Origin of the sequence: Catellatospora sp. TT07R-123, assembly GCF_018327705.1 — a bacterium.
Lineage (GTDB): Bacteria > Actinomycetota > Actinomycetes > Mycobacteriales > Micromonosporaceae > Catellatospora.
Genome location: NZ_BNEM01000002.1, coordinates 1,444,111 through 1,469,739, shown reverse-complemented (window position 1 = coordinate 1,469,739; position 25,629 = coordinate 1,444,111). Strand labels below are relative to the sequence as shown.

Annotated in this window: 25 protein-coding genes and 1 pseudogene; 13 read left to right on the top strand and 13 right to left on the bottom strand. The window is 72.7% G+C overall.

All coding sequences use genetic code 11. The annotated features are described in order from the left end of the window. Genes Cs7R123_RS26535 through Cs7R123_RS26525 form a run of 3 tightly spaced genes read left to right on the top strand, consistent with a single transcriptional unit; the run spans position 1 to position 4,464 of the window. Positions 1-1,170 carry an acyl-CoA dehydrogenase family protein gene (locus tag Cs7R123_RS26535; protein WP_212830420.1) on the top strand — a complete coding sequence of 390 codons (1,170 nt, stop codon included), beginning with the start codon at positions 1-3 and terminating at the stop codon, positions 1,168-1,170. Continuing rightward, entirely contained in the window at positions 1,160-2,374 is a 1,215-nt protein-coding gene (locus Cs7R123_RS26530; protein WP_212830419.1) for an acetyl-CoA C-acetyltransferase, read from the top strand. Before Cs7R123_RS26535 ends, Cs7R123_RS26530 begins: the two co-directional genes overlap by 11 nt. 11 nt (positions 2,375-2,385) lie before the next feature. Then, on the top strand, positions 2,386-4,464 hold the full coding sequence (locus tag Cs7R123_RS26525) for a 3-hydroxyacyl-CoA dehydrogenase NAD-binding domain-containing protein (protein WP_212830418.1): 2,079 nt from the start codon (positions 2,386-2,388) through the stop codon (positions 4,462-4,464). 291 nt (positions 4,465-4,755) lie between these two features. On the opposite strand, the gene Cs7R123_RS26520 is transcribed toward Cs7R123_RS26525, so the two are convergent. Then, positions 4,756-5,349: a TetR/AcrR family transcriptional regulator gene (locus Cs7R123_RS26520; protein WP_212830417.1), complete on the bottom strand. Its 594-nt coding sequence runs from the start codon at positions 5,347-5,349 to the stop codon at positions 4,756-4,758. Between the two features lie 53 nt (positions 5,350-5,402). Between Cs7R123_RS26520 and Cs7R123_RS26515 the strand changes: the two genes are divergently transcribed. Further along, the gene (locus Cs7R123_RS26515) at positions 5,403-5,747 is read left to right on the top strand and encodes a cytoplasmic protein (protein WP_212830416.1); all 345 of its coding nucleotides are present in this window, start codon (positions 5,403-5,405) and stop codon (positions 5,745-5,747) included. Positions 5,748-6,042: 295 nt separating this feature from the next. On the opposite strand, the gene Cs7R123_RS26510 is transcribed toward Cs7R123_RS26515, so the two are convergent. Further along, positions 6,043-7,095: a hypothetical protein gene (locus tag Cs7R123_RS26510; protein ID WP_212830415.1), complete on the bottom strand. Its 1,053-nt coding sequence runs from the start codon at positions 7,093-7,095 to the stop codon at positions 6,043-6,045. Positions 7,096-7,217: 122 nt separating this feature from the next. On the opposite strand from Cs7R123_RS26510, the gene Cs7R123_RS26505 reads away from it, so the two are divergent. Beyond that, positions 7,218-7,565 (top strand): PadR family transcriptional regulator, encoded by a 348-nt coding sequence (locus Cs7R123_RS26505; protein ID WP_212830414.1) that lies wholly within the window; start codon positions 7,218-7,220, stop codon positions 7,563-7,565. Further along, positions 7,562-8,668, top strand: a complete 1,107-nt coding sequence (locus Cs7R123_RS26500; RefSeq protein WP_212830413.1) for a hypothetical protein — start codon at positions 7,562-7,564, stop codon at positions 8,666-8,668. Before Cs7R123_RS26505 ends, Cs7R123_RS26500 begins: the two co-directional genes overlap by 4 nt. 9 nt (positions 8,669-8,677) lie before the next feature. Here Cs7R123_RS26500 and Cs7R123_RS26495 read toward each other — a convergent pair whose 3' ends face one another. Continuing rightward, positions 8,678-9,259 carry a sugar O-acetyltransferase gene (locus tag Cs7R123_RS26495; RefSeq protein WP_308442899.1) on the bottom strand — a complete coding sequence of 194 codons (582 nt, stop codon included), beginning with the start codon at positions 9,257-9,259 and terminating at the stop codon, positions 8,678-8,680. A gap of 138 nt (positions 9,260-9,397) precedes the next feature. Here Cs7R123_RS26495 and Cs7R123_RS40370 point away from each other — a divergent pair. Next, positions 9,398-9,856: pseudogene (locus Cs7R123_RS40370) on the top strand (SigE family RNA polymerase sigma factor); the annotation flags it as partial. Positions 9,857-11,036: 1,180 nt separating this feature from the next. On the opposite strand, the gene Cs7R123_RS26485 reads toward Cs7R123_RS40370, so the two are convergent. Next, entirely contained in the window at positions 11,037-12,683 is a 1,647-nt protein-coding gene (locus Cs7R123_RS26485; protein WP_212830411.1) for an ATP-dependent DNA helicase RecQ, read from the bottom strand. Between the two features lie 80 nt (positions 12,684-12,763). Between Cs7R123_RS26485 and Cs7R123_RS26480 the strand changes: the two genes are divergently transcribed. The 5 genes from Cs7R123_RS26480 (at position 12,764) to Cs7R123_RS26460 (ending at position 17,338) form a co-directional block, all read left to right on the top strand. Continuing rightward, positions 12,764-13,198 carry an SRPBCC family protein gene (locus Cs7R123_RS26480; RefSeq protein WP_212830410.1) on the top strand — a complete coding sequence of 145 codons (435 nt, stop codon included), beginning with the start codon at positions 12,764-12,766 and terminating at the stop codon, positions 13,196-13,198. After that, positions 13,195-13,659, top strand: coding sequence for a MarR family winged helix-turn-helix transcriptional regulator (locus Cs7R123_RS26475; RefSeq protein ID WP_244872163.1), 465 nt, complete (start codon positions 13,195-13,197; stop codon positions 13,657-13,659). Before Cs7R123_RS26480 ends, Cs7R123_RS26475 begins: the two co-directional genes overlap by 4 nt. Before the next feature lie 118 nt (positions 13,660-13,777). Continuing rightward, on the top strand, positions 13,778-14,608 hold the full coding sequence (locus Cs7R123_RS26470; RefSeq protein ID WP_212834537.1) for a metallophosphoesterase: 831 nt from the start codon (positions 13,778-13,780) through the stop codon (positions 14,606-14,608). Next, the gene (locus Cs7R123_RS26465) at positions 14,605-15,267 is read left to right on the top strand and encodes a 4'-phosphopantetheinyl transferase (RefSeq protein ID WP_212830409.1); all 663 of its coding nucleotides are present in this window, start codon (positions 14,605-14,607) and stop codon (positions 15,265-15,267) included. The genes Cs7R123_RS26470 and Cs7R123_RS26465 overlap by 4 nt, the downstream gene beginning before the upstream one ends. An 85-nt stretch (positions 15,268-15,352) precedes the next feature. Further along, positions 15,353-17,338, top strand: a complete 1,986-nt coding sequence (locus Cs7R123_RS26460; RefSeq protein ID WP_244872162.1) for an amino acid transporter — start codon at positions 15,353-15,355, stop codon at positions 17,336-17,338. A gap of 64 nt (positions 17,339-17,402) precedes the next feature. Here the strand turns inward: Cs7R123_RS26460 and Cs7R123_RS26455 are convergent, their stop codons facing one another. After that, positions 17,403-18,077, bottom strand: coding sequence for a triacylglycerol lipase (locus Cs7R123_RS26455; protein ID WP_244872161.1), 675 nt, complete (start codon positions 18,075-18,077; stop codon positions 17,403-17,405). A 119-nt stretch (positions 18,078-18,196) separates the two neighbouring features. After that, positions 18,197-19,177 carry a winged helix-turn-helix domain-containing protein gene (locus Cs7R123_RS26450; protein WP_212830408.1) on the bottom strand — a complete coding sequence of 327 codons (981 nt, stop codon included), beginning with the start codon at positions 19,175-19,177 and terminating at the stop codon, positions 18,197-18,199. Positions 19,178-19,274: 97 nt separating this feature from the next. Between Cs7R123_RS26450 and Cs7R123_RS26445 the strand changes: the two genes are divergently transcribed. Further along, the gene (locus Cs7R123_RS26445) at positions 19,275-19,772 is read left to right on the top strand and encodes a hypothetical protein (protein WP_212830407.1); all 498 of its coding nucleotides are present in this window, start codon (positions 19,275-19,277) and stop codon (positions 19,770-19,772) included. A gap of 27 nt (positions 19,773-19,799) precedes the next feature. Here the strand turns inward: Cs7R123_RS26445 and Cs7R123_RS26440 are convergent, their stop codons facing one another. The 7 genes from Cs7R123_RS26440 to Cs7R123_RS26410 form a co-directional block, all read right to left on the bottom strand. Continuing rightward, complete coding sequence (locus Cs7R123_RS26440) at positions 19,800-20,465, bottom strand: hypothetical protein (protein WP_212830406.1); 666 nt, start codon at positions 20,463-20,465, stop codon at positions 19,800-19,802. A 137-nt stretch (positions 20,466-20,602) separates the two neighbouring features. Then, positions 20,603-21,346 carry an arylmalonate decarboxylase gene (locus Cs7R123_RS26435; protein ID WP_212830405.1) on the bottom strand — a complete coding sequence of 248 codons (744 nt, stop codon included), beginning with the start codon at positions 21,344-21,346 and terminating at the stop codon, positions 20,603-20,605. After that, positions 21,343-22,002, bottom strand: a complete 660-nt coding sequence (locus tag Cs7R123_RS26430; protein WP_212830404.1) for a hypothetical protein — start codon at positions 22,000-22,002, stop codon at positions 21,343-21,345. The genes Cs7R123_RS26435 and Cs7R123_RS26430 overlap by 4 nt, the downstream gene beginning before the upstream one ends. Then, positions 21,999-22,772 carry an SDR family oxidoreductase gene (locus Cs7R123_RS26425; protein WP_212830403.1) on the bottom strand — a complete coding sequence of 258 codons (774 nt, stop codon included), beginning with the start codon at positions 22,770-22,772 and terminating at the stop codon, positions 21,999-22,001. Before Cs7R123_RS26425 ends, Cs7R123_RS26430 begins: the two co-directional genes overlap by 4 nt. After that, the gene (locus Cs7R123_RS26420) at positions 22,769-23,713 is read right to left on the bottom strand and encodes a hypothetical protein (protein ID WP_212830402.1); all 945 of its coding nucleotides are present in this window, start codon (positions 23,711-23,713) and stop codon (positions 22,769-22,771) included. The genes Cs7R123_RS26425 and Cs7R123_RS26420 overlap by 4 nt, the downstream gene beginning before the upstream one ends. After that, positions 23,706-24,428: a hypothetical protein gene (locus Cs7R123_RS26415; RefSeq protein WP_212830401.1), complete on the bottom strand. Its 723-nt coding sequence runs from the start codon at positions 24,426-24,428 to the stop codon at positions 23,706-23,708. Before Cs7R123_RS26415 ends, Cs7R123_RS26420 begins: the two co-directional genes overlap by 8 nt. Further along, positions 24,425-25,627: an aromatic ring-hydroxylating dioxygenase subunit alpha gene (locus Cs7R123_RS26410; RefSeq protein WP_212830400.1), complete on the bottom strand. Its 1,203-nt coding sequence runs from the start codon at positions 25,625-25,627 to the stop codon at positions 24,425-24,427. Before Cs7R123_RS26410 ends, Cs7R123_RS26415 begins: the two co-directional genes overlap by 4 nt. Positions 25,628-25,629: the final 2 nt, after the last annotated feature.

The following is a 25,629-nucleotide window of genomic DNA, read 5'->3' as shown; positions in this document are numbered from 1 at the left end:
ATGCCCGCAATCCCTGGGCTCGACGGTTACCGGTCCGGCTGGCGTGGCGCCGACCACGACGCGCTCGCCGAGACGGTCGCCACGTTCTTCAGCCGGGAGGTGACGCCCCGGGCGGAGGAGTTCGCCGCGCAGGGGCACACCGACCGCGAGCTCTACCGCCGCGCCGGTGCCCTCGGCCTGCTCGGCCTGTCCGTGCCCGAGCAGTACGGCGGGGGCGGCGGCGACTTCAGCCACGAGACCGTCCTGTTCGAACAGCAGACGTACTCCGGGGACGTCAGCCTCGGGCTGGCCGTGCACAGCGGCATCGTCACCGGCTACCTGGCCGCGTACGGCACCGAGGAGCAGAAACGCGCCTACCTGCCCGGCCTGTGCGGCGGCGAGCTGGTCGGCGCGATCGCGATGACCGAGCCGTCCGGCGGGTCGGACCTCCAGTCGATGCGCACCTGGGCGCAGGCCGACGGCGACGACCTGGTCATCCACGGCGCCAAGACGTTCATCACCAACGGAGAGCTCGCCGACCTGCTGCTGCTGGCCGTCAAGACCGACCGCGAGCAGGGCGCCTCCGGCATCTCGCTGCTCGTCTGCGACCTGCGCGACGATCCGCCCGGCTTCCGGCGCGGCCGCACCCTGCACAAGATCGGGTTGCAGGCCAACGACACCGCTGAGCTGTTCTTCGACGGCATGCGCGTGCCGGGCAGCGCCGTCCTGGGCGGGCAGCCGGGGCTGGGCTTCGTCCAGATGATGCAGCAGCTCCCGCAGGAGCGGCTGGTCATCGCGGTGGGCGCGGTCGCGGCGATGGAGCGGGCGCTGGAGCTGACCGTGGCGTACACCAAGGAGCGCACCGCGTTCGGCAAGCCGCTGCTCGCCCAGCAGAACACCCGGTTCACGCTGGCCGAGTGCGCCGCCCTGGTCCGCACCGGGCGGACGTTCCTGGACGACTGCGTGCGGCGCCACCTCGACGGCAGCCTCGACCTGCCCACCGCGGCGATGGCCAAGTTCCACCTGACCGAGTCGCAGTGCACCGTCATCGACCGCTGCCTCCAGCTGTTCGGCGGATACGGCTACATGACCGAGTACCCGATCGCCCGCATGTACGCCGACGCCCGCGCGCAGAAGATCTACGGCGGCACGAACGAGATCATGAAGGAGCTGCTGGCCCGTGCCCTCTGAAGCTTTCGTCTACGACGCCGTACGCACCCCGCGCGGCCGCGGCCGCGCCACCGGCTCGCTGCACGGCGTCAAGCCGATCACCCTGGTCACCGGCCTGATCGACGCCCTGCGCGAGCGCAACCCCGCCCTCGACCCCGAGCGCATCGAGGACCTGCTGCTCGGCATCGTCACCCCGGTCGGCGAGCAGGGCGGGGTGCTGCCCAAGGCCGCCGCGCTCGCCGCCGGGCTGCCCGACCACGTCGGCGGCGTGCAGCTCGACCGGTTCTGCGCCTCGGGGCTGGAGGCGGTCAACATCGCCGCGCAGCGCGTCCGCTCCGGCTGGGAGCACCTGATCATCGCGGGCGGCGTCGAGTCGATGTCGCGGGTGCCGATGGGCTCCGACGGCGGCGCCTGGGCGATGGACCCCGAGACCGCGCTGACCACCTCGTTCATCCCGCAGGGCATCAGCGCCGACCTGATCGCGACCATCGAGGGCTTCAGCCGCGACGACGTCGACTCGTACGCCCTGAGCTCCCAGCAGCGGGCCGCGCACGCCCAGGCGGCAGGCTGGTTCGACCGGTCGGTCGTGCCGGTGCGCGACCGCAACGGCGTCCTGATCCTCGACCACGACGAGCACCTGCGCCCCGGCAGCACCATGGCGGGGCTGGGCGCCCTCCCGGCCTCGTTCGCGGCGGTCGGCGACGCGGGCGGCTTCGACGCCGTCGCGCTGCGGCAGTACCACTGGCTGGAGTCGATCGAGCACGTGCACACCGCCGGGAACTCCTCCGGCATCGTCGACGGCGCCGCGCTGGTGCTCGTCGGCTCCGAGCAGGTCGGCCGCGAACTGGGCCTGACCCCGCGCGCCCGGATCGCCTCGGTCGGCGTCAGCGGCGCCGACCCGACGCTGATGCTCACCGGCCCCGCCCCGGCCAGCCGCAAGGCCCTGGCCACCGCGGGCCTGACCGCCGACGACATCGACCTGTGGGAGATGAACGAGGCGTTCGCCGCCGCCGTGCTGCGCTACCGCAAGGACCTCGACCTCGACCCCGAGCGGGTCAACGTCAACGGCGGCGCCATCGCGCTGGGCCATCCACTGGGTGCCACCGGGGCCATGCTGGTCGGCACGGTGCTGGACGAGCTGGAGCGGCGCGACGCGCGCCGCGGACTGATCACCCTGTGCATCGGCGACGGCATGGGCGTCGCCACCATCATCGAGCGCTGCTGAGAGGCGGACCCGTGATCTCGTACGACCTGGACGCCGACGGCGTCGTCACGCTGACGATGGACGACCCGGCACAGTCCGCCAACACCATGAACGACCGGTACGTCACCGCGATGGGCGCCGCCGTCGACCGCCTCGAAGCCGAGCGCGACCGCATCACCGGCGTGATCGTGACCAGCGCCAAGTCCACCTTCTTCGCGGGCGGCGACCTGGACCTGATGGTCCGGGCCCGACCCGAGGACGCGCCCGCGCTGACCGAGATGGTCAACCGGATCAAGCACGACCTGCGCCGCCTGGAGAAGCTGGGCCGACCCGTCGTCGCCGCCGTCAACGGGTCGGCGCTCGGCGGCGGCCTGGAGATCGCCCTGGCCTGCCACCACCGCGTCGTCCTCGACGCCAAAGGCTGCCGCCTGGGCCTGCCCGAGGTCACCCTCGGGCTGCTGCCCAGCGCGGGCGGCGTCACCCGCACCGTACGCATGCTCGGCCTGGCCCCGGCCCTGCTGAACGTGCTGCTCAGCGGCCGCCAGTTCCGCCCCGCCGACGCCAAGGACGCCGGGCTCGCCGACGAGGTCGTGGCCACCGCCGACGAGATGCTCGCCGCGGCCCGCGCCTGGATCGCGGCCAACCCCGACGCCGTCCAGCCCTGGGACCGCAAGGGGTTCCGCATCCCCGGCGGCGGCCCGGCCGACCCCAAGGTCGCCGCGCAGCTCCCGGCGTACGCGGCGAACCTGCGCAAGCAGCTCAAGGGGGCGAGCCTGCCCGCGCCCGAGGCCATCCTCGCCGCCGCGGTGGAGGGCGCGCTCGTCGACGTCGACACCGCCACCGCCGTCGAGACCCGGTACCTGGTGAGCCTGCTGACCGGGCAGATCGCCAAGAACATGATCGGCGCGCTGTTCTTCGACCTGAAAACGGTCAACTCCGGTGCCAACCGGCCGCCGCTGCCGCCGACCGCCGCCGCGCGGGTGGCGGTGCTCGGCGCGGGCATGATGGGCGCCGCCATCGCGTACGTCTGCGCCAAGGCCGGGCTCGACGTGCTGCTCAAGGACATGACCCCGGAGGCGGCGGCCAAGGGGCGCGGCTACAGCGAGAAGCTCGTCGCCGGGCAGGTCGCGAAGGGACGGCTGAGCCCGGACCGGGCCGCCGCGCTGCTGGACCGGATCACGCCCACCGCCGATGTCGCCGACCTGGCCGGCTGCGACGTCGTCATCGAGGCCGTCTTCGAGGACCTAGCCCTCAAGCACCGGGTGCTGGCCGAGGTGAGCGCGGTCGTGGGGGAGGGGGCGCTGCTCGCCTCGAACACGTCCACCCTGCCCATCACCCAGATCGCGGCGCCGCTGGACCGGCCGGGCGACGTCGTCGGCATGCACTTCTTCTCGCCCGTCGACAAGATGCCGCTGCTGGAGATCGTGGTCGGGCAGCAGACGAGCGACGCGGCGATCGCGCGCGCGTTCGACCTCGGCCGCCTGATCGGCAAGACGCCGATCGTGGTCAACGACAGCCGCGGCTTCTTCACCAGCCGGGTCATCGGCACGTTCATCGAGGAGGCGATCACCATGGTCGCCGAGGGCGTGCCGCCCGCCTCGATCGAGCACGCGGCGCTCCAGGCGGGCTACCCGACCGGGCCGCTGGCTCTGGCCGACGAGGTGACCCTGACCCTGATGCAGCGCATCCGCCGCCAGGCCCAGGCGGCGGGGCAGGCGCGCACCGACGTGCCCGCGCACGCGCTGATCGACGCCCTCGTCGACGAGCACCAGCGCCCCGGCCGCGTCGGCGGCGCGGGCTTCTACGAGTACGCCGACGGGCGCCGGGCGCGGCTGTGGCCGGGGCTGGCCGCGTATGCGACCGACGCCGGGCGGGCCGCGCCGCTGGCCGACATCAAGGACCGGATGCTGTTCGTGGAGGCGATCGAGTCGCGCCGCTGCCTCGACGAGGGGGTGCTGCGGTCCGAGGCGGACGGCAACATCGGCTCCATCCTCGGTATCGGCTATCCGGCCTGGACCGGCGGCGTACTGCGCTTCGCCGCCCAGCACGCCGACTTCGCCGCCCGCGCGGCCGAACTGGCCGACCGCTACGGCACCCGCTTCCGCCCCTGACAAACCCCGCGTCGCCCTCGGGCCGCCTCGCGTCGCCCCAGGTCGCTCGGGTCGCCCCGGGTCGTGATTGCTGCACTTTCCCGGAAAGTGCAGCAATCACGACCCGGATTCGTGCAGTTTCCCCGAAAGTGCACGATGAGCCCCGCCCTGACCCGAGGGCGGGAGGAAAGTGCAGGGTGTGCCGCGCCCTGACCCGAGGGCGGGAGGAAAGTGCAGGGTGTGCCGCGCCCTGACCCGAGGACGGGAGAAAAATGGGGGTGCGCCCCGCTCTGCCCCGTGGGCGGGACCGGGTCAGCGGGGCTGGGACATCGCGGCGGACAGCAGGGCGCGGGCGGTCTGGTGGACGGTCCGGGTGGCCTGCGCGCGGTCGTATCCGGCGATGTCGGTCAGCCAGATCAGCGTCTCGATGCCGGTCGCGGACCGGATCGCCACCGCCAGCTCGTGGATGTCCACCTGCGGGTGGGTCCTGGCCAGCGGTTGCAGGGCGTCCTCGACCCAGGCGACGGCGCGGCCCTGGCGCAGGGTCGGCCGGGCCGCGCCGGGTTCCAGCGCCAGCCGCAGCGCCGCGCGCAGCTGGTGCTGCCAGGTGAAGTTGTAGTCGCAGAACGCCTCGACGAACGCGTCCAGCCGGGCGGGCAGCGCGGCCGGTGCGTCCGGGCCGAGCAGGGTCATCGGCGAGATGTCGGGGTGGGCGGCCTGCAACAGCGTGCGCTGGTTGGCGAAGTAGCGGTAGGCGGTGGTGCGGGAGATCCCCGCCGCCTCGGCCGCGTCCTCCACCTGCGGCGTATGCCCTTCGGCGAGCAGCCGCCGGGCCGCCTCCACCAGCGCCTGCCGGGTGCGGGCCTTCTGGTTGGCCCGCCCGGTCGCCTCATATGGAATCGACATCATCATCATGGTACCTTAGTTCCATCTACAGGCTTCGCAGAGCGGAAGCGCCCATGAGCGAGCACGACCCGGCCGTCACCGACCCGGAGTTCTACACCGTCATCTTCGAGAACGACCGGGTACGGGTGCTGGAGTACCGCGACCGACCCGGCGACCGGACCCATCCGCACCGTCACCCCGACAGCGTGATGTACACGCTCAGCGCGTTCCGACGCAGGGTCGCCTCCGGCGGCCGCGAGGTCGAGGTGGACCTGCCCGCGGGGCAGGCGCGCTGGGTGTCCGCCCAGGAGCACGTGGGCGAGAACATCGGCGCCACCGACACCCACACGATCTTCGTCGAGCTCAAGGAACCCGCCCCCGCCCCGGCCCTCACCGGCGCCCTCGGCCCCACCGCGTAACCCGCCCCCGCACCCACCCACCCACACCACCGCGCTCCACCCACCACCGCGCTCCACCCACCGCCGCGTCCCGCGCTCCGGCCGCGCGGCATGATCGCCGCCTGCGGTCATCCCGCGCGGTTCAGCGCAACCTGGTGACCGCAGGCGGCGATCATTTGCCCGCATGCCGGAGGGTGTGGTCGCGGCGCCTTCGCGCCTTCTGGCCGGGGGATGTGTTGCGTGGCTACACCTTCCACGATGTGGCCACACCGTATGTGGTGTGACGCCCGGCGCGAGGTCGTCGCGTGCGCCGGGATCAGGTCGGGGTACAGGCGAAGGACTGCTCGCCTGACGGCCTCGGGGTGGGGAGTGAGCCTTCGACGGTGCGGCGGGTGTTCTGGGAGGTCGAGTTCGCGAGGGCGCTGTCGGCGTCGAGCTGGATGGCGACGCTGATGAAGTCGCCTGTGTCCGGGGGCGGCAGGGAGACGTGTACCGAGCCGCGCCACTCGGGCGGCTGGACCGTCGCGGTCGCGGTGTCGCGGTAGGAGGAGCCGTTGAGCTCGGCGCGGATCGCCAGGCTCACGTCCGAGGTCAGCCGGGTGGCCCACAGCGGGATCCGGACGTCGACGCCGGGCCGGGCGTGCCCGGACAGGTCCACGAACAACCGCGGCACCCAGGTGCACCGTACGACGTCGAACGGGTCGAACACCAGGCCGCCGTCCGCCCTGCCGGACCGGTGCGTCGGCGACGCGCTGGTCCGGGCCTTCGGCGACGGCTTGGGGTGAGCGGCCGGCGAGGCCGGAGCGGACGGCGAACCTGCGGACGGCGGGGTCGAGCCGAAGGCTCCGGTCGTCGCGGCGATCTTCGCGAGCAGGACCAGGACGGCGCCCTGGGCCGCGCTCGGGTCGGACAGGCCCATGCCGTCGATGGTGACCCCGATGAGCCGGTCGCCCACCACCGTGGCGGCGGCCGTGCGCTGGGCGGACTCGTACGCCAGCCCGTGTCCGACCGGGACGGCGGTCGCGGTGGTGCCGGCTCGCCCGGCCTCGGCGGTGAGGTCGGCCAGCGCCCGCTCGGCGAACCGGGCGGGGGCGACCAGGAGGCTGACGTTGGCGCCCGGCCTGGCTCCCTGATCGTCGGCGAGGAACGTGCAGTTCACGGCGTCGGCGGTCTGTTTGACCGTGGCGGGTTCGACATGCACCGCGAACCCGACCGCGTCCCCGACGGTCCGCGCGTCCAGGCAGGACGCCGGCAGCCCGGTGGCGGGCGTGCCGGTGGCGGGCGGCTGAGGTGAGCCCGCTGCGGAGCACCCGCCCGCCAGCAGCAGCGCGGTCGCCACCAGGGGCAGCAGACGATGACGAGGCTTCATGGCACCACGGTACCATGAAGGAATTTCCATGCCATATAGAGACCCGTAATGGTCCAAGCGCGACGGTGCGGCCGCAGATTCCTTGCGGTTGAATATGTTTGGAAGACGTATATGCTTCGCGCATGGCTGACCTACCTCTGGGCGAGCCCGCGTTTCTGATCCTCACGGCCCTGGCGGCCGAGCCGAAACACGGGTACGCGGTGATCGAAGACGTACGCGAAATCTCCGGCGGGCAGGTGCGCCTGCACGCCGGCACGCTCTACTCGGTGCTGGACCGGCTGCGCTCCGGCGGCCTCATCGAGGTCGACCGGGAGGAGATCGTGCAGTCCCGGCTGCGCCGCTACTACCGGCTCACGGGGGCCGGGCAGCAGCGGCTCACCGGGGAGGCGCAGCGCCTGCGCCGCAACGCCGACGCGGCGGCCGGACGGCTGGCCGCGCTCTCGCTGCGCCCGCAGGCGGGTGCGGCATGAGCACCTCGCTGGAACGGCAGTACGAACGGCTGCTGGCCCTGTTCCCGGCCGCCCACCGGCACGAATACCAGGACGAGATGCTGGGCGTGCTGCTGGCCGGGGCCCGGCCGGGGCAGCGCCTCCCGCGGCTGAGCGAGGCGGCGAATCTCGTGCTGTGCGCCCTCTGGCTGCGGCTGGGCGGTCGCGGTGGCCCGGCCCCCGACCAGCGCTGGCACGCGGCCGCCGCGGCGTACGGTCTGCTGGCGTCGATGGTGCTGCTGACCGTGCAGCTGCGCGCCCTGGGCGACGGCCCGTTCCTCTGGTGGCACATCATCGACCAGCCGCTGAGGCTCACCCTGGGTCAGTGGGTGCTGACGGCGGGCTGGGCGCTGGTGGTCGCCGCCGCGTTCACCCGCGTCCGCCTGCTGGCACCCGTGCTCGCGCTCGGGGTCGCGGGCTGCCAGGCGGCCGCGGTGTTCGGGCGGTACCTCAGCGAGCCGGAGACGCTCGTCGAGCGGTGGCCGTCGCTGGTGTTCGCGGGCAGCGCGGCCCTGGCACTGGTGCTGGCCGCCCGGGGCGGCGTCCGCGGGCAGGACGTGCTCGGCCGGTCGCGCACCACGGCGGCCGTGCTGGCGCTGCTGGTGCTGGCTGTCCTGCCCGCCGTCGAGGTGCTCCTCGCCGAGGTGCACCGGCTGCCCGAGGGGGTCGTCGGCTACGGCGCCTGGGGCGGCCGCAACGTGTCCGGCATGTACGGCGACTTCGGCGTACGCGGCGTGATCTCGATGGTGTTCGAGCCGCTCGGCGGGCTCGCGCTGCTGCTGGTGACCCTGGTGGGCATCCCCGCGCCGCTGCGCCGCCGCCTGCTGGTGCTGGCGGCTCCGCTGCTGCTCATCCTGATCGCGGTGCCGCCCGTGTTCAACGGGTTCCTGGTCTCCACGGTGCGCTTCCACCCGCCCGTGCTGCTTGAGGCGGGCCAGTGGGTGTTCCTGCTCGGCGCCCCGCTGCTGGTGTTCATCGCCGGAGTGCTGCTGGTGGAGCGGGGCGAGCGGCGGGCATACCTGGTCGGGCTCGGCCTGGCCGCCGAGCGGGCGGCCCGCGTCGCCCACCCGGCGACAGCGGCCTGAGCGGCGGCGCTACGGCCGCAGCTCGCGTACGACCCGGGCCGGGTTGCCGACCGCGACCACGTTCGGCGGCACGTCCCGGGTCACCACCGCACCGGCGCCCACCACGCTGTTCTCGCCCACGGTCACGCCGGGCAGGATGATCGCGCCCCCGCCGAGCCAGACGTTGTCGCCGATGGTGATCGGCAGTGCCGCCTCCCACTTGTCGCGGCGCGGCCCCGGCTCCAGCGGGTGGGTCGGCGTCAGCAGCTGCACGTTCGGTCCGATCTGGACGTCGTCGCCGATGGTGATGGCGGCGACGTCCAGCGCGACCAGCCCGAAGTTGGCGAAGCAGCGGGCCCCGATCCGGATCTGCCAGCCGTAGTCGCAGTAGAACGGCGCCCGGATCTCCGACCCGTCGCCGTACGCGCCCAGCAGCTCGGACATGATCTCGTTGCGGTGCGGGTCGGCCGGGTCGCAGGCGTTGAACGCGGCGCACAGCCGCCGCGCCCGCTCGCTCTCGGCGGCCAGCACGGGATCGCTGCCCTGGTACAGCTCGCCGGCGAGCATGCGTTCGCGCTGGCTGCGGGCGTCGGCCGGGTCGTCGTGGCTCACTCCCGGCACCCTGCCACATCGGCGCCGCCGGGTGCGGCAACGCGGCGGCAGCGGCGTGGCCGGACGCAGGATTCGATCTTCTGTCCAGACCCCCAACCTGGTGGGCGGTGGCCGCGTGTCAGCTGGTGGAGGTGGCGGGTGGACAGGTTCGACGGGTTCCAGGAATTCGTGGTGGCCCGGGGCGGGGCGCTGTCGCGGACGGCGTTCCTGCTCACGGGGGAGCATCACGCGGCCGAGGATCTGGTGCAGGCGGCGCTGGCGAAGGCGGCGGCGCGGTGGCGGCGGATCTGCGAGGGCGGCGAGCCGGAGGCGTACGTACGCCGGATCATGGTCAACGAGCGGATCTCGTGGTGGCGCCGCCGCCCCGCGACCCCGGTCGCGCAGGTGCCCGACGCCGCGACCTCGGGCCACGAGCAGCGGATCGTCGACCGGATCGCGCTCGGGCACGCCCTCGGCCGGTTGTCGCCGCGCCAGCGGGCCGCCGTGGTGCTGCGGTTCTACGAGGACCTGTCCGAGGCCGAGACCGCGGCGGCGATCGGCTGCTCGGTCGGCGCGGTCAAACGCAACACCCACGACGCCCTGGTACGCCTGCGCGAGGCGCTGCCGCTCTACGCCGAGCAGGCCGGCCAGTACGCCGACGCGCCCACGGCCGTCGCCGCGGCCCGTCGCCGCAGGGTGGGCCGGATCGCGGGTGTGGCCGCGCTCATCCTGATCCCGCTGCTGGTCGCGGTGACCCTGCTATGGCCGGGGCTGGCCGGCAGGCACCCGCTGCCACCGGCGGAGTCGCCGTCGCCGTCACCCGCGCCCATCCTGCCGCCGCTACCCGCCGACGTCGGCGACCACCGGGCGGGTGCGCCGCTGCTGCCCCGCGATCGCGGCATCGGCCTGGTGACCATGCGGGTCCGGGATATGCCGGGCGCCGACTACCTCGTGGCGGTCGACGGCACGTGGTGGCGGCTGCCGGACCCGGCCTGGTCGCTGGCGCCGAACGGGCGCTGGCTGGCTGAAGCACAGTGGTCGCTCGGTCAGCTCGTGATCCGTGACCTGACCGGGACCCAGGAGCATGCCCTGTCGCTGCCGACGGGTGAGATCGAATGGTCGCCGTCCGGGGAGTGGCTGTTCCTGCGTACGGCACCGGAGCTGCACGGTCCCAGCTACCTGGTGTCGACCCGCGACTGGACCGTCGACGAGGTCGACCAGGAGCTGGCCGGGTCGGTCATGACCGTGCTGGACAGCGGCGAGCTGGTGCTCCCGCGTGACCATCCGCAGGTCCGGGCCACCCGAACCCAGGTGGGGCTGCGGATCGTCGACCATGTGACCCGCGCGTCGCGCGAACTGCTGATCGACGCCTCGGCGTACCTCGGGCCGACCGAGGATCTGATCCTCGTCCAGGCCGACGACGACACGCCGTTCATGAACATGCTGACCTGGCCGAGCCGAGGTGTGCTCCTCGGCGCGGGCGGCGTCGGCGCGGTGGCCTTCTTCCGGCGTGTCCCCGGGCAGTACCCGGAGACGTACAACGGCACCGTGCAGAGCGGGTTGCTGGAGTTCTCGCTGGCCGACGGGCACATCCTGCGCCGCGTCGACCTGGCCGGCACCAAGGGCCTGGTCGCCGACCCCGTGTGCTATCGCGGCGACGAGCTGTTCTGGAACGACGGCACCGTGCTGCGGCGGACCCCGGCCGGTGCGACCTACAGCACGGTGGCCGCACCGGCCGGATCGGATCTCGTCTACTACCCGGCGGGCTGCACCACCAGGTTGCGCGTCATCGGTTCGGTCAATCCCGCACGGCACTGAGCAGGTTGCGGGCGCGGACCGCCTTCAGGGCCAGGGTGCGGTAGCCGACCTCGTCGAACAGCACCGTGATCCGGTCGGACTCGGTGCGCATGACGAGGCCGGGGCCCCACTGGGCGTGCCGCACCCGCGACTGCACCGCGAACTCGCCGTCGCCGACCGCGTCCTGCTGGGCGGTCCCGGCGGCGCAGGTGTCGCAGTTGCCGCAGACACCGGGCAGCTGCTCGCCGAAGTAGCCGAGCAGGAACTGGCGGCGGCAGTCGCCGGTCTCGGCGTACCCCCGCATCATCTCGACGCGGGTCAGCTCGATGGTCCGCTGCTGCTCGGCCTCCCCGGCGGCGGCCGCGACCGCCTGGGCGGGCGTGCCGCCCGACCAGCGCAGGCCCTCGGGGCCGGAGGTGAGCGCCTCGGCCTGCTGGAGCAGGTTGGCGGCGCGGGTGATCCGGGCCCGGGTGACGTCCAGGTCGGCGACGAGGTCGTCGATGTCCACCGGGCCGTCCGCCGCCGACAGCGCGGTGGCGACCGAGGTGAGCAGCTGCTCGTCGACGGTGCCGGAGGAGAAGAAGCGGGGCAGGCGCAGGTCCTCGGGCCGGAAGTAGAGCACGGCCACGGCCGGGTCGCCGTCGCGGCCCGCGCGGCCGATCTGCTGGTAGTACGAGTCCAGCGACTCGGCGGGCGCGGCGTGGATGACGAACCGCACCCCGGGCTTGTCGATGCCCATGCCGAACGCGGAGGTCGCGACCACCACGACGCGGTCGGAGGCCAGGAAGGCGTCGTGCACCCGCGCGCGCTCGGCGGCCGACAGCCCGGCGTGGTACGCGTACGCCTCCTCGCCCGCCTCGACCAGCGCCTGCGCGTACTCCTCGGTCTCGGCACGGGTCTGCACGTACAGCAGGCCGGGCGGGTCGAGCGCGATCACCCGGTCGGTGATCTCGCGGCGCTTCTCCCGCTCGGTGATCTCGCGGGACACCTCCAGCCGGATGTTGGGCCGGTCGAACCCCTTCACCACCTCCGTCGCGTAGCGCATGCCGAGCCGCTCGACGATGTCGGCGCGCACCGGCGGCGACGCGGTGGCGGTCAGCGCCAGCACGACCGGGTGCCCCAGCCGGGCCACGACCTCGCCCAGCCGCAGGTAGTCGGGCCGGAAGTCGTGGCCCCACGACGAGACGCAGTGCGCCTCGTCCACCACGAACAGCGACGGCTTGGCCTCGGCCAGCTCGGCCACCACCTCGTCCTTGGCCAGCTGCTCCGGCGCCAGGAACAGGAACTCGGCCGTGCCGGCGCGCAGCGCCTCGAAGGCGGCCGCGTTGGCGCTGTCCGACCGGGCCGAGTTGACCACGTGGGCGTCGGCGGCGCCGCGCTCCAGCAGGCTCTGCACCTGGTCGCGCTGGAGGGCGATCAGCGGCGACACCACGATGGTCGGGCCGCCGACCAGCATCGCGGGCACCTGGTAGATCGCGGACTTGCCCGAGCCGGTGGGGGAGACCACGAGCGTGTCGCGACCGGCCATGACCTGCGCCATCGCCTCCTCCTGCGCGGGCCGCAGCGACGGCCAGCCGAACACGCGCCGGGCGGTCTCCCGCAGCCGGTCGAGGTCGTGAGTGGACGCGGTGCCGGTGTCGCTGCGCATGGCCAGCAGTCTCGCACGGGTCCGGGCGCGGGCCGGGCGGCGGGCTTGACGGCAAGATAATAAGCGCGCATACTAAATTTATGATCGCACTTGCTGATGCCGCCGTGACCTCGACCGCGACCCCCGCCGCCTTCTTCGCCCGCTGGGCCGACATGGCCACCTGGCCGCAGTGGAACGCCGACACCGAGTGGGTCCGGCTCGACGGCCCGTTCGTCCAGGGCGCGACCGGGGTGCTCAAGCCCAAGGGCGGCCCCAAGACCCCGTTCACCGTCACGGTCCTGATCCCGGGCCGCGAGTTCACCGACGTGTCGAAGCTGCTCGGCGCCCGGCTCACCTTCCGCCACCTGGTCACCGCCCAGGCCGGCGGCGCCCGGGTCGAGGTCGCGGTGACCCTGGCCGGCCCGCTGGCCCGGTTCTGGAACCTGATGCTGGGCAGGGGCATCGCCGCCACCCTGCAGCGCGACCTCGACCTGCTCGCCGCCACCGCCGAGGCCGACGAGAAGATTGCGGTGTGAGCGGAGACGACCGGCTGGCGACCGGGTTCGACAGTGGTGACGACAGTCCCGGCCTGCTGCTGTGGCAGGTCACCAACCGGTGGCAGGCCGCGCAGCGGGCCGCGCTCAAGCCGTACGGGCTGACGCATGTGCAGTTCGTGCTGCTGGCCTCGCTGACCTGGCTGGGCGCCGACGGGCCGGTCACCCAGCGGGCGCTGGCCGACCACGCCGAGACCGATCCGATGATGACCTCGCAGGTGCTGCGGGTGCTGGAGGGGCTCGGCCTGGTCGAGCGGCTGCCGCACCCGACCGACGGCCGCGCCCGCGCGCTGTCGGTCACGGCGGCCGGGCGCGAGCTGGCCAACCGGGCCGTCGTCGCGGTCGAGGCGTGCGACGCGGTGTTCTTCGCCGCGCTGGGCGACCAGGCCGCCGGGTTCTCGGCCGGGCTGCGGCTGCTGCGTACGGCCGGCCGCCCGGCCTGACGGCGCCGCCCCGGCCGCGGCCGCGCTGCGCACCGGTGCGGGCGGGAAACCGGGCCCGGACATGGCAGCATGGTCGTGACAGACCGATGCCGATGTGGACGGACGGGTGAGGCGGCCGATGGCGGGGCTCTACGCGATCAGCGACCTGCACGTGGGATACGCGCAGAACCGGGAGCACGCCCTCTCGCTGCGCCCGCGCGACGAGGGCGACTGGCTCATCGTCGCCGGGGACGTGGCCGAGAACGTCGCCGACATCGTCACCGTGCTGGAGACGCTGGCAACCCGCTTCGCCAAGGTGATCTGGTCACCGGGCAACCACGAGCTGTGGACCTCCCCGCACGACCCGGTGCAGGTACGCGGGGTGGACCGCTACGACCTGCTGGTCAAGGTCTGCCGCGAGCTCGACGTGGTCACGCCGGAGGACCCGTTCCCGGTGTGGTCCGGGCCCGGCGGCCCGGTCACGGTCGCCCCCCTGTTCCTGCTGTACGACTACACGTTCCGCCCCGCCGGTGCCACCACCAAGGAGGAGAGCCTGGCGATGGCGTACGCGGAGGGCATCGTGTGCACCGATGAGCACATGCTGCACCCGGACCCGTACCCGAGCCGGGAGGCGTGGTGCCGGGCCCGGGTCGAGCACACCGAGCGGCTGCTGGCCGAACGGGACGAGAGCCTGCCCACGGTGCTGATCAACCACTGGCCGCTGACCCGCACGCCCACGCTGGTGCTGCGCTACCCCGTGTTCGCGCAGTGGTGCGGCACCGAGCTGACCGCGGACTGGCACGTGCGCTACCGGGCCGCCGCCGTCGTCTACGGCCACCTGCACATCCCGCGCACCCATACCGAGGACGGGGTGCGGTTCGAGGAGGTGTCGGTCGGCTACCCGCGCGAGTGGGGGCACCGCTCGGCCACCCCGCCCCAGCCGCGGCTGATCCTGCCGGCGGCGCCGTGATCGAGCGGGTGCTGCCGCCCGGCGTGCGGATCGCCGAGGCGTTCGCCGACCCCGAGCACGGCCCGGACGCGCTGTTCGCGCAGGAGGCGGCGCACGTGGCCAAGGCGGTCGACAAGCGCCGCCGCGAGTTCACCACCGTGCGCGTGTGCGCCCGTACGGCCCTGGGGCAGCTCGGGGTGGACCCGGCGCCGCTGCTGCCCGGCGTACGCGGTGCCCCGGTCTGGCCCGCCGGGGTCGTCGGCAGCATGACCCACTGCGACGGCTACCGGGCAGCCGCCGTCTCCCGCATCACCGACCACGCCTCGGTCGGCATCGACGCCGAACCGCACGCGGTCCTGCCCGACGGCGTCCTCGGCCTGATCGCCTCGGAGTCCGAGCGGCGCCACCTCGACGAGCTGGCCCGCGCCGCGCCGCACGTGCACTGGGACCGGCTGATGTTCTGCGCCAAGGAGGCCGTCTACAAGGCGTGGTCGCCGCTGACCGGCCGCTGGCTGGACTTCCTCGAAGCCGACGTGGCCGTCGACCCCGGCGCGGGCACGTTCCGGGCCCGGCTGCTGGTGCCCGGCGACTGCGCCGGCGGCCGGGTGCTGACCGGCTTCGACGGCCGCTGGCACGTCGCGGACGGACTCGTGGTGGCGGGTATCACCGTGACCGCCTGACCACCGGGCGCGCGGCGCGTGACTGGCACGCCTATGGTGTTCCAGCACTGTCACGAGTCCGGTTCAGGTTGGGTAGCGGAAGGTCATGAGCGGCGAAACCAAGGAATACGCCATCCCTGCGGTGGTGGACAGCCCCGATCGGGCCACGGGTCCGGTCGGGAAGGTGAGCCGCTGGCTCCTCCAGCACCGGGTGCAGCCGGTCGGCCCCGAGGCCGACGAGAGCCACGCCCCGCCGCAGGCCTGGTGGAAGGTGATGTGCCTCACCGGCGTGGACTACTTCTCCACCCTGGCCTACCTGCCTGCCATCGCCGCCACCGCCGCCGGCGCCCTGTCACCGCTGGCCACCCTGCTGATCATCGCGTTGACGCTGCTCGGCATGCTGCCGATGTACCGCCGCGTGGCCAAGGAGAGCCCGCACGGGCAGGGCTCGGTGGCGATGCTGGAGGACCTGCTGCCGTTCTGGCGCGGCAAGCTGTTCGTGCTGGTGTTGCTGGGCTTCGTCGCCACCTCGTGGATCATCACGATCACGCTGTCGGCCGCCGACGCCTCGGTCCACCTGCTGGAGAACCCGCTCGCGCCGCACTTCCTGGAGGGCCACGCGGTCCTCATCACGGTGCTGCTGCTGGTCATCCTGGGCGGGGTGTTCATGCTCGGCTTCAGTGAGGCCGTCGGCGTGGCGATCCCGCTGGTCGCGGTGTTCCTCGGCCTCAACGCGGTGATCGTCGTCGCGGGCCTGGCCGAGGTGTTCACCACCCCCGGCGCCTGGTCGTCCTGGACCAGCCAGCTCACCTCCGGTGGCGGCGGCTGGACCGGGGTGGTCGGCCCGGCCGTGCTCGCGTTCCCGCTGCTGGTGCTGGGCCTGTCCGGGTTCGAGACCGGCGTCAGCATGATGCCGCTGATCGCCGCCGACGGCGAGAACGCGAAGCAGCGGATGGCCTCGCGCGTGCGCAACACCCGCAAGCTGCTCACCGTCGCGGCGCTGATCATGTCGGTGTACCTGCTGGCGACGAGCTTCGTCACCACCGTGCTGATCCCCGCCAAGGAGTTCCGGCAGGGCGGCGCCGCCCAGGGCCGCGCGCTGGCGTTCCTGGCACACGAGCACCTGGGTGGGGCGTTCGGCACGGTCTACGACGTCAGCACGATCCTGATCCTGTGGTTCGCCGGGGCCTCGGCCATGGCCGGCCTGATCAACATCGTGCCGCGCTACCTGCCGTCCTACGGCATGGCGCCGGAGTGGGGGCGCGCGGTGCGCCCGGTGGTGCTGGTCTACACCGCGGTCTGCATCGGCGTGACGCTGGCGTTCGGCGCCGACGTCGAGGCGCAGGCCGGGGCGTACGCCACCGGCATCCTGGCCATGATGGTCTCCGGCAGCGTCGCGGTCACCATCTCCGCCTGGCGCTACCGCCGCAAGGCCGCCGCGACCGGCTTCGGCGTGCTCACCCTCATCCTGGTGTACGCCCTGATCGAGAACATCCGGGAGAAGCCCGACGGCATCGCCATCTCGGCGGCGTTCATCGGCGCCATCGTGATCATCTCGCTGATCTCGCGGGCCAGCCGCACCACCGAGCTGCGCGTCGACCGGATCGAGTTCGACACCGCCGCCCGGGTCTTCGTCACCGACTCGCTGGCCCACGACGGCGCGCTCAACCTGATCGCCAACCGGCGCCAGGAGGGCGACCCCGCCGAGTACGCCGCCAAGGAGCGCGAGCAGCGCGGCATGAACCCGGTCCCGGGGCGCGCCGACGTGATCTTCCTGGAGATCGACGTGGTCGACCCGTCGGCGTTCAGCGACGTGCTGCGCGTCGAGGGCGTCCAGGTCGGCGGGCACCGGATCCTGCGCGCCAGCGCGCCCGCCGCGCCGAACGCGATCGCCGCGATCCTGCTCGCCCTGCGCGACACCACCGGCGTACGCCCGCACTGCTACTTCGAGTGGTCCGAGGGCGCCCCGGTGACGCACCTGCTGCGCTACCTGATCCTCGGCCGCGGCGACACCCCGCCGGTCGTCCGCGAGATCCTCCGCCAGGCCGAGCCCGACCCCACCCGCCGCCCCGGCATCCACGTCGGCGGCTGACCCGGCCGTACCCGCAGGGGCCGCACCGGTGATCCGGTGCGGCCCCTCCGTGCGTACGGCGCGGTCAGGCCGCGATGAAGGAGCGGATCTGCGTCAGCACGCTGGTGTCGGTGAGGAACCCGATGTGCGTCTGGCAGGCCACGTTGTGGTTCGACGCACCCGACAGCGGGGTGCTGGTGTACGGGATGATGATGCCGTCGCAGGCCGAGTACCAGGTGGCGTACTGCGCGCCGCCGGGCGTCTCGTCGCCGTCGGCGAGGTCGAGCAGGAACAGCGAGCCCGGGTACATCTCGACGCACGACACGTTGACCAGGCACGCTCCGGCGTAGGTCGTGCCGTGGTTGGCCCCGGCGATCGAGGCGACGTGGCTGACGTACGCCGAGCCGCCCAGCTCCTCCAGGTACCAGCGGGTGACCAGGCCGCCCATCGAGTGGTTGACGATCGCGACCTTCGCCGCACCCGTCTGGGCCCGCACCGAGTTCACGTAGTCGCGCAGCCCGGCCGCGCTGACCTGGTTCGACCCGGCCCAGTTGTAGTTGTACGTGTAGAGCTTGGTGAACCCGCCCGCGCGGAACACCGACTGCGCGGTGGTCCAGTTGGAGCCGTTGCCGGTGTAGCCGTGCACGAAGATCACGGGAGTGCTCGTCGCGGCGCTGGCCGCGGTCGCCGGTGCCAGGAACGTGGCGGTGGCGGCGACCAGGGTTGCGGCGAGTGCGGCGAGACGGTGACGCATACGCATGGGACCCCTCCGGGGACTGTCGGGTTGGGACGTGCTGGAAGCGTCCCAACCCGGCACATCCCGGGGCATCGGCAGAACCACCGGTCGCTTGCCAGTCGGTCCGGACCCCGGCGGCGGCGCTAGCCGGGCACCTCCAGTAGCGACCGGCCCAGGTCGGTCAGCTCGTGCAGCACGCGGTTGCCGAAGCGGTGACTGTCGATCAGGCGCGCGCCCCGCAGGATCGCGGCATGCTCGCTCACGGTCGGTGCGGAGATGCCCAGCCTGCCCGCCAGTTCGAGGGTCGTCCGCCCGGCGGCCAGCTCGTGCAGGATCTCGGTCCGGGTCCGGCCGATCAGCGGGTGGAGCGCCTGCCGGGCGCACGGGACGGCGGCGATGGAGTGCACGTCGCGGGGCACCGGGTAGTAGAGCACCGGGGGCAGCTCCGGGTCGAACAGGGTCAGCGGCTTGCGGAGGAGGAAGTAGCTGGGGATGAGCGTCAGCCCGCGGCCGCCGAGGTGGATCTCCTGGTCCCGGTGGCTCGGCACGCTGAGTTCACCGGACCGCCAGTACGCCATCGGCGCGAGGCTGCGCAGCAGGCCCTCCACCCCGCCGTCCAGCAGCGCCCGGACCCGCATGCTGCGGTCCCGCCGGATGGCCGCGCCGACGACGGCGCTGTGCGGGGCGACGGTCAGCTCGTGGAAGCCGCTGATGGTGTCCGCGAGCTCGCCCAGCGAGGCTGGTTCGGCCAGCGCCAATCCCTTGACCTGGCGCGGCAGCCGCTGCTCCCGGGCCAGCAGGCCCAACTGCCGGTGCAGATCGCCGATCGGGGTGCAGCGGACGGCCTCCAGCCCGTGCTCCATGCCGCGCAGGGAGGCGGCCGGGGTGAGGAAATCGGGAAAGTAGCCCTCGGCGGGCGACAGGGCGGCGAGCCGCCGGAACCGGTCGGGATCGGGCTGGGCGCGCAGCTCGCGCAGCGTCACGGCGCGCCATCTGCCGAACAGCAGGTCGCCGGGCTGGCGGCGCAGCATCTGCAGCGCCATCATCACTTCCCACAGCGGATCGGCGTCATCGGCGATCCTGGTGCGGGCAACGTCGTCGGAGGTGAAGTAGATGCGTAGCAACCGCGTTCCCCCATGTTCGTCGCGGCGTTGCGCAGGACTATTAGGCACCGGCCGAACGAACTGGGTCGGGTGCGGACGGTCGGCCAGGATCCACGGTATGACCCGTATCAAAGCCGTCCTCGCGGCGCTGGCGACCATCGCCGCCGTCCTCGTCGTCGCCCCCGCGTCCGCGCAGGCCAGCGGCGAGACCTGCTACTGGATCACGGCCAAGTCGAACTCCAACTGCGACAACATGACCTCCACGGACACCATGCTGCCCGAGTGCTGGCAGGGCCCGTACACGCAGCCCCGGTCCGCCACGGTCTACTCCGGCAGCGCCGGCACCATCACCGTGTACCTCGGCTACTTCCAGGGCCTGACCGGACAGTGCCGTTCGGTGATGGCCCGGATGCTGATCAGCGTGAACAACGGGACGACCCTCACCAACTGCTACGCCCGGCTCCAGCGGGCCTCCGACGGCAAGACGCTCTACTCGTGGGGCACCACGTCGATCCGGCAGACCGACCTGCTCTACGACGCCGGCACCACCTCGGCCGCGTGGGCGACCTGCACGGTCAACGGCACGTCGTACAGCAACGGCACCACCGGCTACTGAACCCCGCCGGGTGATCGCCGTCTGCGGTTAGAACCTGCTGCCAGGCGGGGGCGAGGCGGGGGTGCGGGCGGCGGTGGCGAGGGTGGCCACGACGGTGGCCTGGAGGGCGAGTTCGCCGAGGTTGCCGAGCCAGAAGTGCCGGAACCCGGCCGCGGCCGCCACGAACATCGCCACGGCGCCCAGCAGCAGCCACGCCGTTGCGGCCCGCCGCCACAGCAGCACTCCGACCGCGATCAGCGCCACGATCGTCGCGATCGCGGGCACCGGCGGCCCGGCCGTGGCGGTGTTGGTGTAGCGCAGCGTGTCGGCGTATGTCGCCGGTGCGAGGGCCAGCCGCACGATGTCGGTGGCGGCCCCGAGCGCGATCAGCGCCAGCGCGAGCACGACCGCGCCGATCCGGACCGCCTTGCGGGCGAGCACGGCCACGCCCAGCCGCGCGCCGATCAGCACTGCCGCCACCAGCAGCAGCGGCGTGAGCAGGGCGTGGATCCAGAACCGGCCCGCGTTGACGCCTTCCAGCGCCTGGCCGAACCCGAGCAGGCGGCCGATCGCGACCGCGGTGTTGTCGTACGCGAGACCGGCGCACAGCAGGGCCACGAGCGCGGCCGCCGGACCGGCGGCGCGCAGGCGCACCGCGTACGCCCCCAGCCCCAGCATGCACACCGCGACGGCAGCCAGCAGTAACGAGATCATCATCCCGCCTTCCGGAGAGGGGCCCTCCGGACCGGCGTGCAGCTTCGGGGAAAGTGCACGAATATGCGCCGAGACTCCGGCACTTTCCCCGAAACTGCACGACAGAACGAGGGGTGAGGGGGGTGGGGTGGAGCGGGTCAGTGGTCGCGGAGCAGGGAGCCCGCGCCGTACACCTTGTCGGTGATGCCGTTGTCGCGCAGTGCCATCCACCAGGTGGCGGCGTTGATGGCGATGACCGGCTTGCCCAGCCACCGCTCGGCCTCGTCGGCCAGGCGGACCATGGACAGGTTGGTGCCGCACTGGACGATCGCGTCCACGTCCGGGCCGTTGACGGACAGGATCGCCTCGCGCAGCCGGTCCTCGGTGACGTGCGCGATCGACACGGCCGTCGGGCACTTCAGCCCCTCGATCGCGGCGACCTCGAAGCCGATCTCGGAGAAGAACTTCACCACGTTCTGGTCGCCGACCGGCTGGTACGGCGTGACCACGCCGATGCGGCGCGCGCCGTACAGCTTCAGCGCCCGCTCGCACGCCTCGGCGCCGGTGGCCACCTCCAGCCCCGTGATCGACTTGATCTGCCGGACGAACTCCCGGTTGCCCTCGACGCCGCCCCAGAACGTCTCGGCCGACATGCCCATGACCATGTAGTCCGGTTCGCAGGTCAGCACCCGCTCGCAGGCGGCGCCGATCTCGTCGCGGATCTGGACCAGCAGGTTCTCGAAGTTCGCGTCGTCGGACAGGTCCTGGTTGCGGATGTGGATGCGGGAGAAGTGCGCGGTCACCCCGGGCACCGTCATGCCGTAGAAGTCGGGTTCGACGATCGTGTTGGTCGACGGGGCGATGACGCCGAACTTGCGCCGCCAGCCCAGCGCGTCGGTCATGCGGCCACCTCCGCCGGGACGGTGGCGCGGCGGGCCGCCCGCAGGGTGAGCAGCGCGGCGGTCAGGAAGAGCGCTTGCGAGAGCGTGTTGACGCTCTGCTCCAGCCACTGGAATCCCAGCGTGGGGTGCAGCGGGTGCGAGCGCAGCGGCACCATCGCGGTCACGCCGACCAGGCCCAGGACGAACAGGGCCAGGGCCAGGAAGGCCCGGCGGCGGCCGGCGAGCACCGCGCCCAGGATGCTGATCGTGGTGACGCCGACGGTGGCGGCGATGAAGGGGGGCTGGAGGCTGCGGGTGCCGATGGCGGCGCCGAGGATCGCGGCCCCGACCAGCGCGTACGGCCACCACGGCGCGGTCCGGCCGCGCAGGCTGGTGTGCAGCGACCACAGCACCAGCAGCGCCCCGGTCGCCATCAGCGGGAACAGCGCCTGCTGGAGCCAGGGGTAGTCCTGGTCGGCGGCGGACAGGATCAGTTTCCAGGTCGACTTGGCGACCCCGCCCAGTCCGATCAGGACGGCGCCGATGCGCCCGGCCGTCGCGACCCTGCGGTCGATCTCGCGGGAAGCCCCGCCGAGCAGCCAGAACCCGAGCATGGCCAGCAGTGTGGGGACGTAGTCCTCCAGTGCCATGATCACCGGGTAGTCGTGTTCGTTCATGCTTCTTCCTTGAAGACGTCGCGCTTGCGGAACGCGGTCAGGAACCTGAAGAACGCCTTGCGCTGGGTCAGCCAGGCCACCCGGGCGCCGTTCGGTGCTCCGGCCAGCACCTTGGCGGCCAGCCAGGGGGTGACCGTCTCGACCCGGTCGGCCAGGATGTTGAAGATCTTCTTGGCCTGGGCCAGTTCCTCGGGGGTGTAGTCGTGGGTGAGCAGGTCGGTGACGACCATGCCGGGGGACAGGTGGTGCACGGTCACGCCGGTGCCCGCGACCTCCTTGGCGAGGCTGTCGGTGCTGTACGTGACCGCGCGCTTGGTCGCGCCGTACACGGTGAGGCCGGGGCGGCGCATGCCGTTCGATCCAAAGCCTTCCATGTTCCACACCGCCCCGCCGCCCTGGGCGGTCATGGCGCCGAGCACGACGGCGTTGGCGTGCAGCAGGCCGCGCAGGTTCAGGTCCACCGTGGCGTCGAGCTCGGCCTCGGGCAGCTCCCACAGCCGCTTGCGGGCCGGGGACATGCCCGCGTTGTTGATCCAGATGTCGACCCGGCCGTGGCGTTCGACCGCGGCGTCCCACAGCCGCCGGACGGCCGCGCGGTCGGTGACGTCGGCGACCACGCCGTACGCCTGCGGCACCTGGTCCTGGGCCCGGGTGACGGAGTCGTGCGACCGGCCGCAGTAGACGACGCTCGCGCCCCGGGCGGTCAGCTCGCGGACCAGGCCGAGGCCGATGCCGCGGGTGCCGCCGGTGACGACCACGACCTTGGTCACGACGCCTCCCAGTGCAGCACTCCGTGCAGGACCGCGTCGAGGACGTTGCCCTGGAAGATCTCGTACACGACGGCCAGGCGCCCGTCGGCGCTCATGCCGGGCTCGGCGTCGATCGCGAACTCCCGGAACTTGACCTTCGTGACGTCGGTGAAGTGCAGCGACCCGAACAGGGCCCGGCCGAAGCCGATGGCGTTGCCCCAGGCCTGCGGGCCCTCGTAGAAGTGCCGGTTGCCGTCGCGGCGGGCACTGAACGAAGCGGTGCGCGACAGCGGCCCGGACCAGGTGAGGGTGCGGGTGGTGTGCAGCAGGTCGACCGGGTCGAGGGCCAGCCGCATGCCGACCGTGCCGCGCGGCTTCTGGTCGGCGCCGTACAGTTCCAGGTCGCCGGTGTACGCCCCGGCCTGCTTGGTCGGGGTGATGTAGGGGACGGGGCCGCGGCGGGTCTCCTCGGCCAGGAACCGCTCGACGCGGCCGGCCGACTCGGGGGAGTCGTCGAGGGTGCGGGTGTAGACGCCGTTGAAGCAGCCCACCACGGACCAGCCCTGGTACAGCACCGACGAGTAGACCTGCGTCTCGCCGTCGGGCAGCACCTGGTTCCAGGTGTTCAGGTCGACCTGCCAGCCGGGGCCGTAGTAGTGCGAGTCGACGAACCCGCCGTAGGGCTGGCCGGTGCCGTAGAAGTCCGGCCCGGTGTAGACGCGGTTGTCGTCGGCGTCCACCACCCCGAACGCGAACGGCGCCCCGAGCCGGAACTGCCCGGCCAGGGGCCCGCCGCCGATCAGGCCGCCGTCCATGTAGTACGTGGTCACGCCGTCCGCGAAGACCGACGAGCGGCGGATCTCCTCGAACCCGCACCAGGTGCCGGTGGCGTCGAACAGCGAGGGCCGGCCGTGCCACTGCCCGGCGATGCGCTGCTGCCAGACACTGGGCTGCTCAGCCATTGGCCACCAGCTCGGCCCGGATCGCGTCGGTGGTCTCGTCGCCGAGCAGGCGCGACACCTGCGCCCATACCGGGTCGACGTCGCGGCTGAAGATGTTGCCGCGCACCGCCGCGTCGCGGGCGGCCAGGTCCACCCCGGCCAGGCTCGCGGCCGCCTCGGCGGGCAGGCCGTCGGTGACCAGGCCCGACCAGTGGTCGGCGTAGGCGTCGACGTAGCCGTTGATGCCGGCGAACGCCTCCTCGGTGGCCCGGTTGACCAGCATCCACGGCGACATGATCGCCCGCTGGCGCGGCCCGATCGCGGCCGGGGACAGGCCCTCGGCCGCCGAGGCGGCGTCGAACGTCTCCGTCAGCGGCCGGAAGGCCGCGTCCAGGTACGGCAGGTGCGCGGCCAGGTCGGCGCGGGGGATGAGGTCCAGGTGGAAGGCGTGGTACGAGCCGCCGTACACCGAGTCGAGGGTGAAGTGCGGGACGGCCGAGTCCTCCGGCGTGAACGCGAAGATCATGTGGCTGTCCAGGTGGATCATCGGGACGACCAGGCCGACGTAGACGAGCTTGGCCACCGCCGTACCGCGGAAGATCCGCACGCTGCCCACCGGCGCGGGCGACATGGGGCTGCGCAGCTCGGCCAGCGGCGTCTCGACCGGTTTGAGGTCGGGGTGGCGGGCCAGGATGCGCTGCAGGGTGGCCTCGCACAGGTCGGCGGGCAGGCTCACGACGGCTCCTCGGGGGTGTGGGCGTCCGCGTCGGCGGCGTCCCAGGCGGCCTGGACGGTGGGGTGCTCACCGCGGGCCTTGTGCACCCAGGCACGGGCCAGCTCGGGGTTCTCGCGGCGGGCGGGGGAGGCGATGACGGTGGCGGTGCGCCGGGGCACGTCACCGGTGATGGTGTCCTCGTCGGACAGCAGCCAGCCCTTCTCGGCCAGCTCCTGGCGGCGGCGGCGGTAGTGCACCGCGATCAGGTCGCTCTTGATGTGCAGCTCTGCGCCCAGGTCGAACGGGAGCAGCTCGGGCCGCACCTTGTCGACGACCTCGGCGTCCTGGTAGAAGATCTTGAGAGTGCGCTGCACGGCGTTCTTGTCGGCCCACTTGCCCGTGAAGAAGGTGCGCAGCGCCACCCACTTGACCAGGGTCGTCGTCTCGTCGATCGGGATGTTCGTGTCGTAGATGATCAGTTCGCCGATCGGCAGCCGCACGTGCAGCTTGATCATGTTCGGCAGCATCCAGCCCGCCGAGGTGCGCACCGGCGGCCGGTTGCCCAGGTCGCCCTTGTTCCGGTTGAGCACCGACCAGATGCCCGTCGGGCGCGGCGGGTACAGGTCGACGGTGGCGAACGCCGACCACTCGTCGGGCACCTCCAGCTCGTACTCCTGCACCTCCGGGCGCTCCGGGTTGCCGAACGAGCCCGCGTGCACGAACGGGGCGTGCGCGATGTCGCAGCCGTTCTCCAGGATCCGCTCGTAGTTGGAGTGCCAGAGGAACTCGCCGGTCACCGCCCGGAAGCGGCCGCCGTTCTCCTTCAGGTCGTCGAACTCCGGCCACACCGGCAGCGGCGGGCGCTCGGACTCGGGCAGGTCGCCGAGGAACACCCAGACGAAGCCGTACTTCTCCTGCACCGGGTACGAGTCGACGCGCGCCTTCTTCGGGATGGCCCGCCCGGGCAGGTTCGCCGGGATCTTCGTGCACTGCCCGTCGGCGTCGTACTCCCAGCCGTGGTACGGGCAGACGATGCAGCCGTCCTTGGTCCAGCCGCCCGACAGCGCCGCACCCCGGTGCACGCACAGGTCGCTCAGCGCCACCGGCCGCCCCTTGGGCGTACGGTAGAGCGCCAGGTGCTGGCCGAGCGCCGTCACCCGCATCGGCTTGGTGGTCACCCGGTCGGCGAACTCGACCGCGTACCAGAAGTTCTTCAGCATTC

Excerpts from the sequence above, each read along its gene's own strand:
- Cs7R123_RS26460 (WP_244872162.1), top strand. The coding sequence starts at position 15,353 with ATGAGCGGCGAAACCAAGGAATACGCCATCCCTGCGGTGGTGGACAGC.
- Cs7R123_RS26510 (WP_212830415.1), bottom strand. The coding sequence starts at position 7,095 with ATGAAGCCTCGTCATCGTCTGCTGCCCCTGGTGGCGACCGCGCTGCTG.
- Cs7R123_RS26500 (WP_212830413.1), top strand. The coding sequence starts at position 7,562 with ATGAGCACCTCGCTGGAACGGCAGTACGAACGGCTGCTGGCCCTGTTC.
- Cs7R123_RS26520 (WP_212830417.1), bottom strand. The coding sequence starts at position 5,349 with ATGTCGATTCCATATGAGGCGACCGGGCGGGCCAACCAGAAGGCCCGC.
- Cs7R123_RS26515 (WP_212830416.1), top strand. The coding sequence starts at position 5,403 with ATGAGCGAGCACGACCCGGCCGTCACCGACCCGGAGTTCTACACCGTC.
- Cs7R123_RS26455 (WP_244872161.1), bottom strand. The coding sequence starts at position 18,077 with ATGCGTATGCGTCACCGTCTCGCCGCACTCGCCGCAACCCTGGTCGCC.
- Cs7R123_RS26435 (WP_212830405.1), bottom strand. The coding sequence starts at position 21,346 with ATGACCGACGCGCTGGGCTGGCGGCGCAAGTTCGGCGTCATCGCCCCG.
- Cs7R123_RS26470 (WP_212834537.1), top strand. The coding sequence starts at position 13,778 with ATGGCGGGGCTCTACGCGATCAGCGACCTGCACGTGGGATACGCGCAG.
- Cs7R123_RS26430 (WP_212830404.1), bottom strand. The coding sequence starts at position 22,002 with ATGAACGAACACGACTACCCGGTGATCATGGCACTGGAGGACTACGTC.
- Cs7R123_RS26505 (WP_212830414.1), top strand. The coding sequence starts at position 7,218 with ATGGCTGACCTACCTCTGGGCGAGCCCGCGTTTCTGATCCTCACGGCC.
- Cs7R123_RS26480 (WP_212830410.1), top strand. The coding sequence starts at position 12,764 with ATGATCGCACTTGCTGATGCCGCCGTGACCTCGACCGCGACCCCCGCC.
- Cs7R123_RS26410 (WP_212830400.1), bottom strand. The coding sequence starts at position 25,627 with ATGCTGAAGAACTTCTGGTACGCGGTCGAGTTCGCCGACCGGGTGACC.
- Cs7R123_RS26420 (WP_212830402.1), bottom strand. The coding sequence starts at position 23,713 with ATGGCTGAGCAGCCCAGTGTCTGGCAGCAGCGCATCGCCGGGCAGTGG.
- Cs7R123_RS26440 (WP_212830406.1), bottom strand. The coding sequence starts at position 20,465 with ATGATCTCGTTACTGCTGGCTGCCGTCGCGGTGTGCATGCTGGGGCTG.
- Cs7R123_RS26535 (WP_212830420.1), top strand. The coding sequence starts at position 1 with ATGCCCGCAATCCCTGGGCTCGACGGTTACCGGTCCGGCTGGCGTGGC.
- Cs7R123_RS26445 (WP_212830407.1), top strand. The coding sequence starts at position 19,275 with ATGACCCGTATCAAAGCCGTCCTCGCGGCGCTGGCGACCATCGCCGCC.
- Cs7R123_RS26485 (WP_212830411.1), bottom strand. The coding sequence starts at position 12,683 with ATGCGCAGCGACACCGGCACCGCGTCCACTCACGACCTCGACCGGCTG.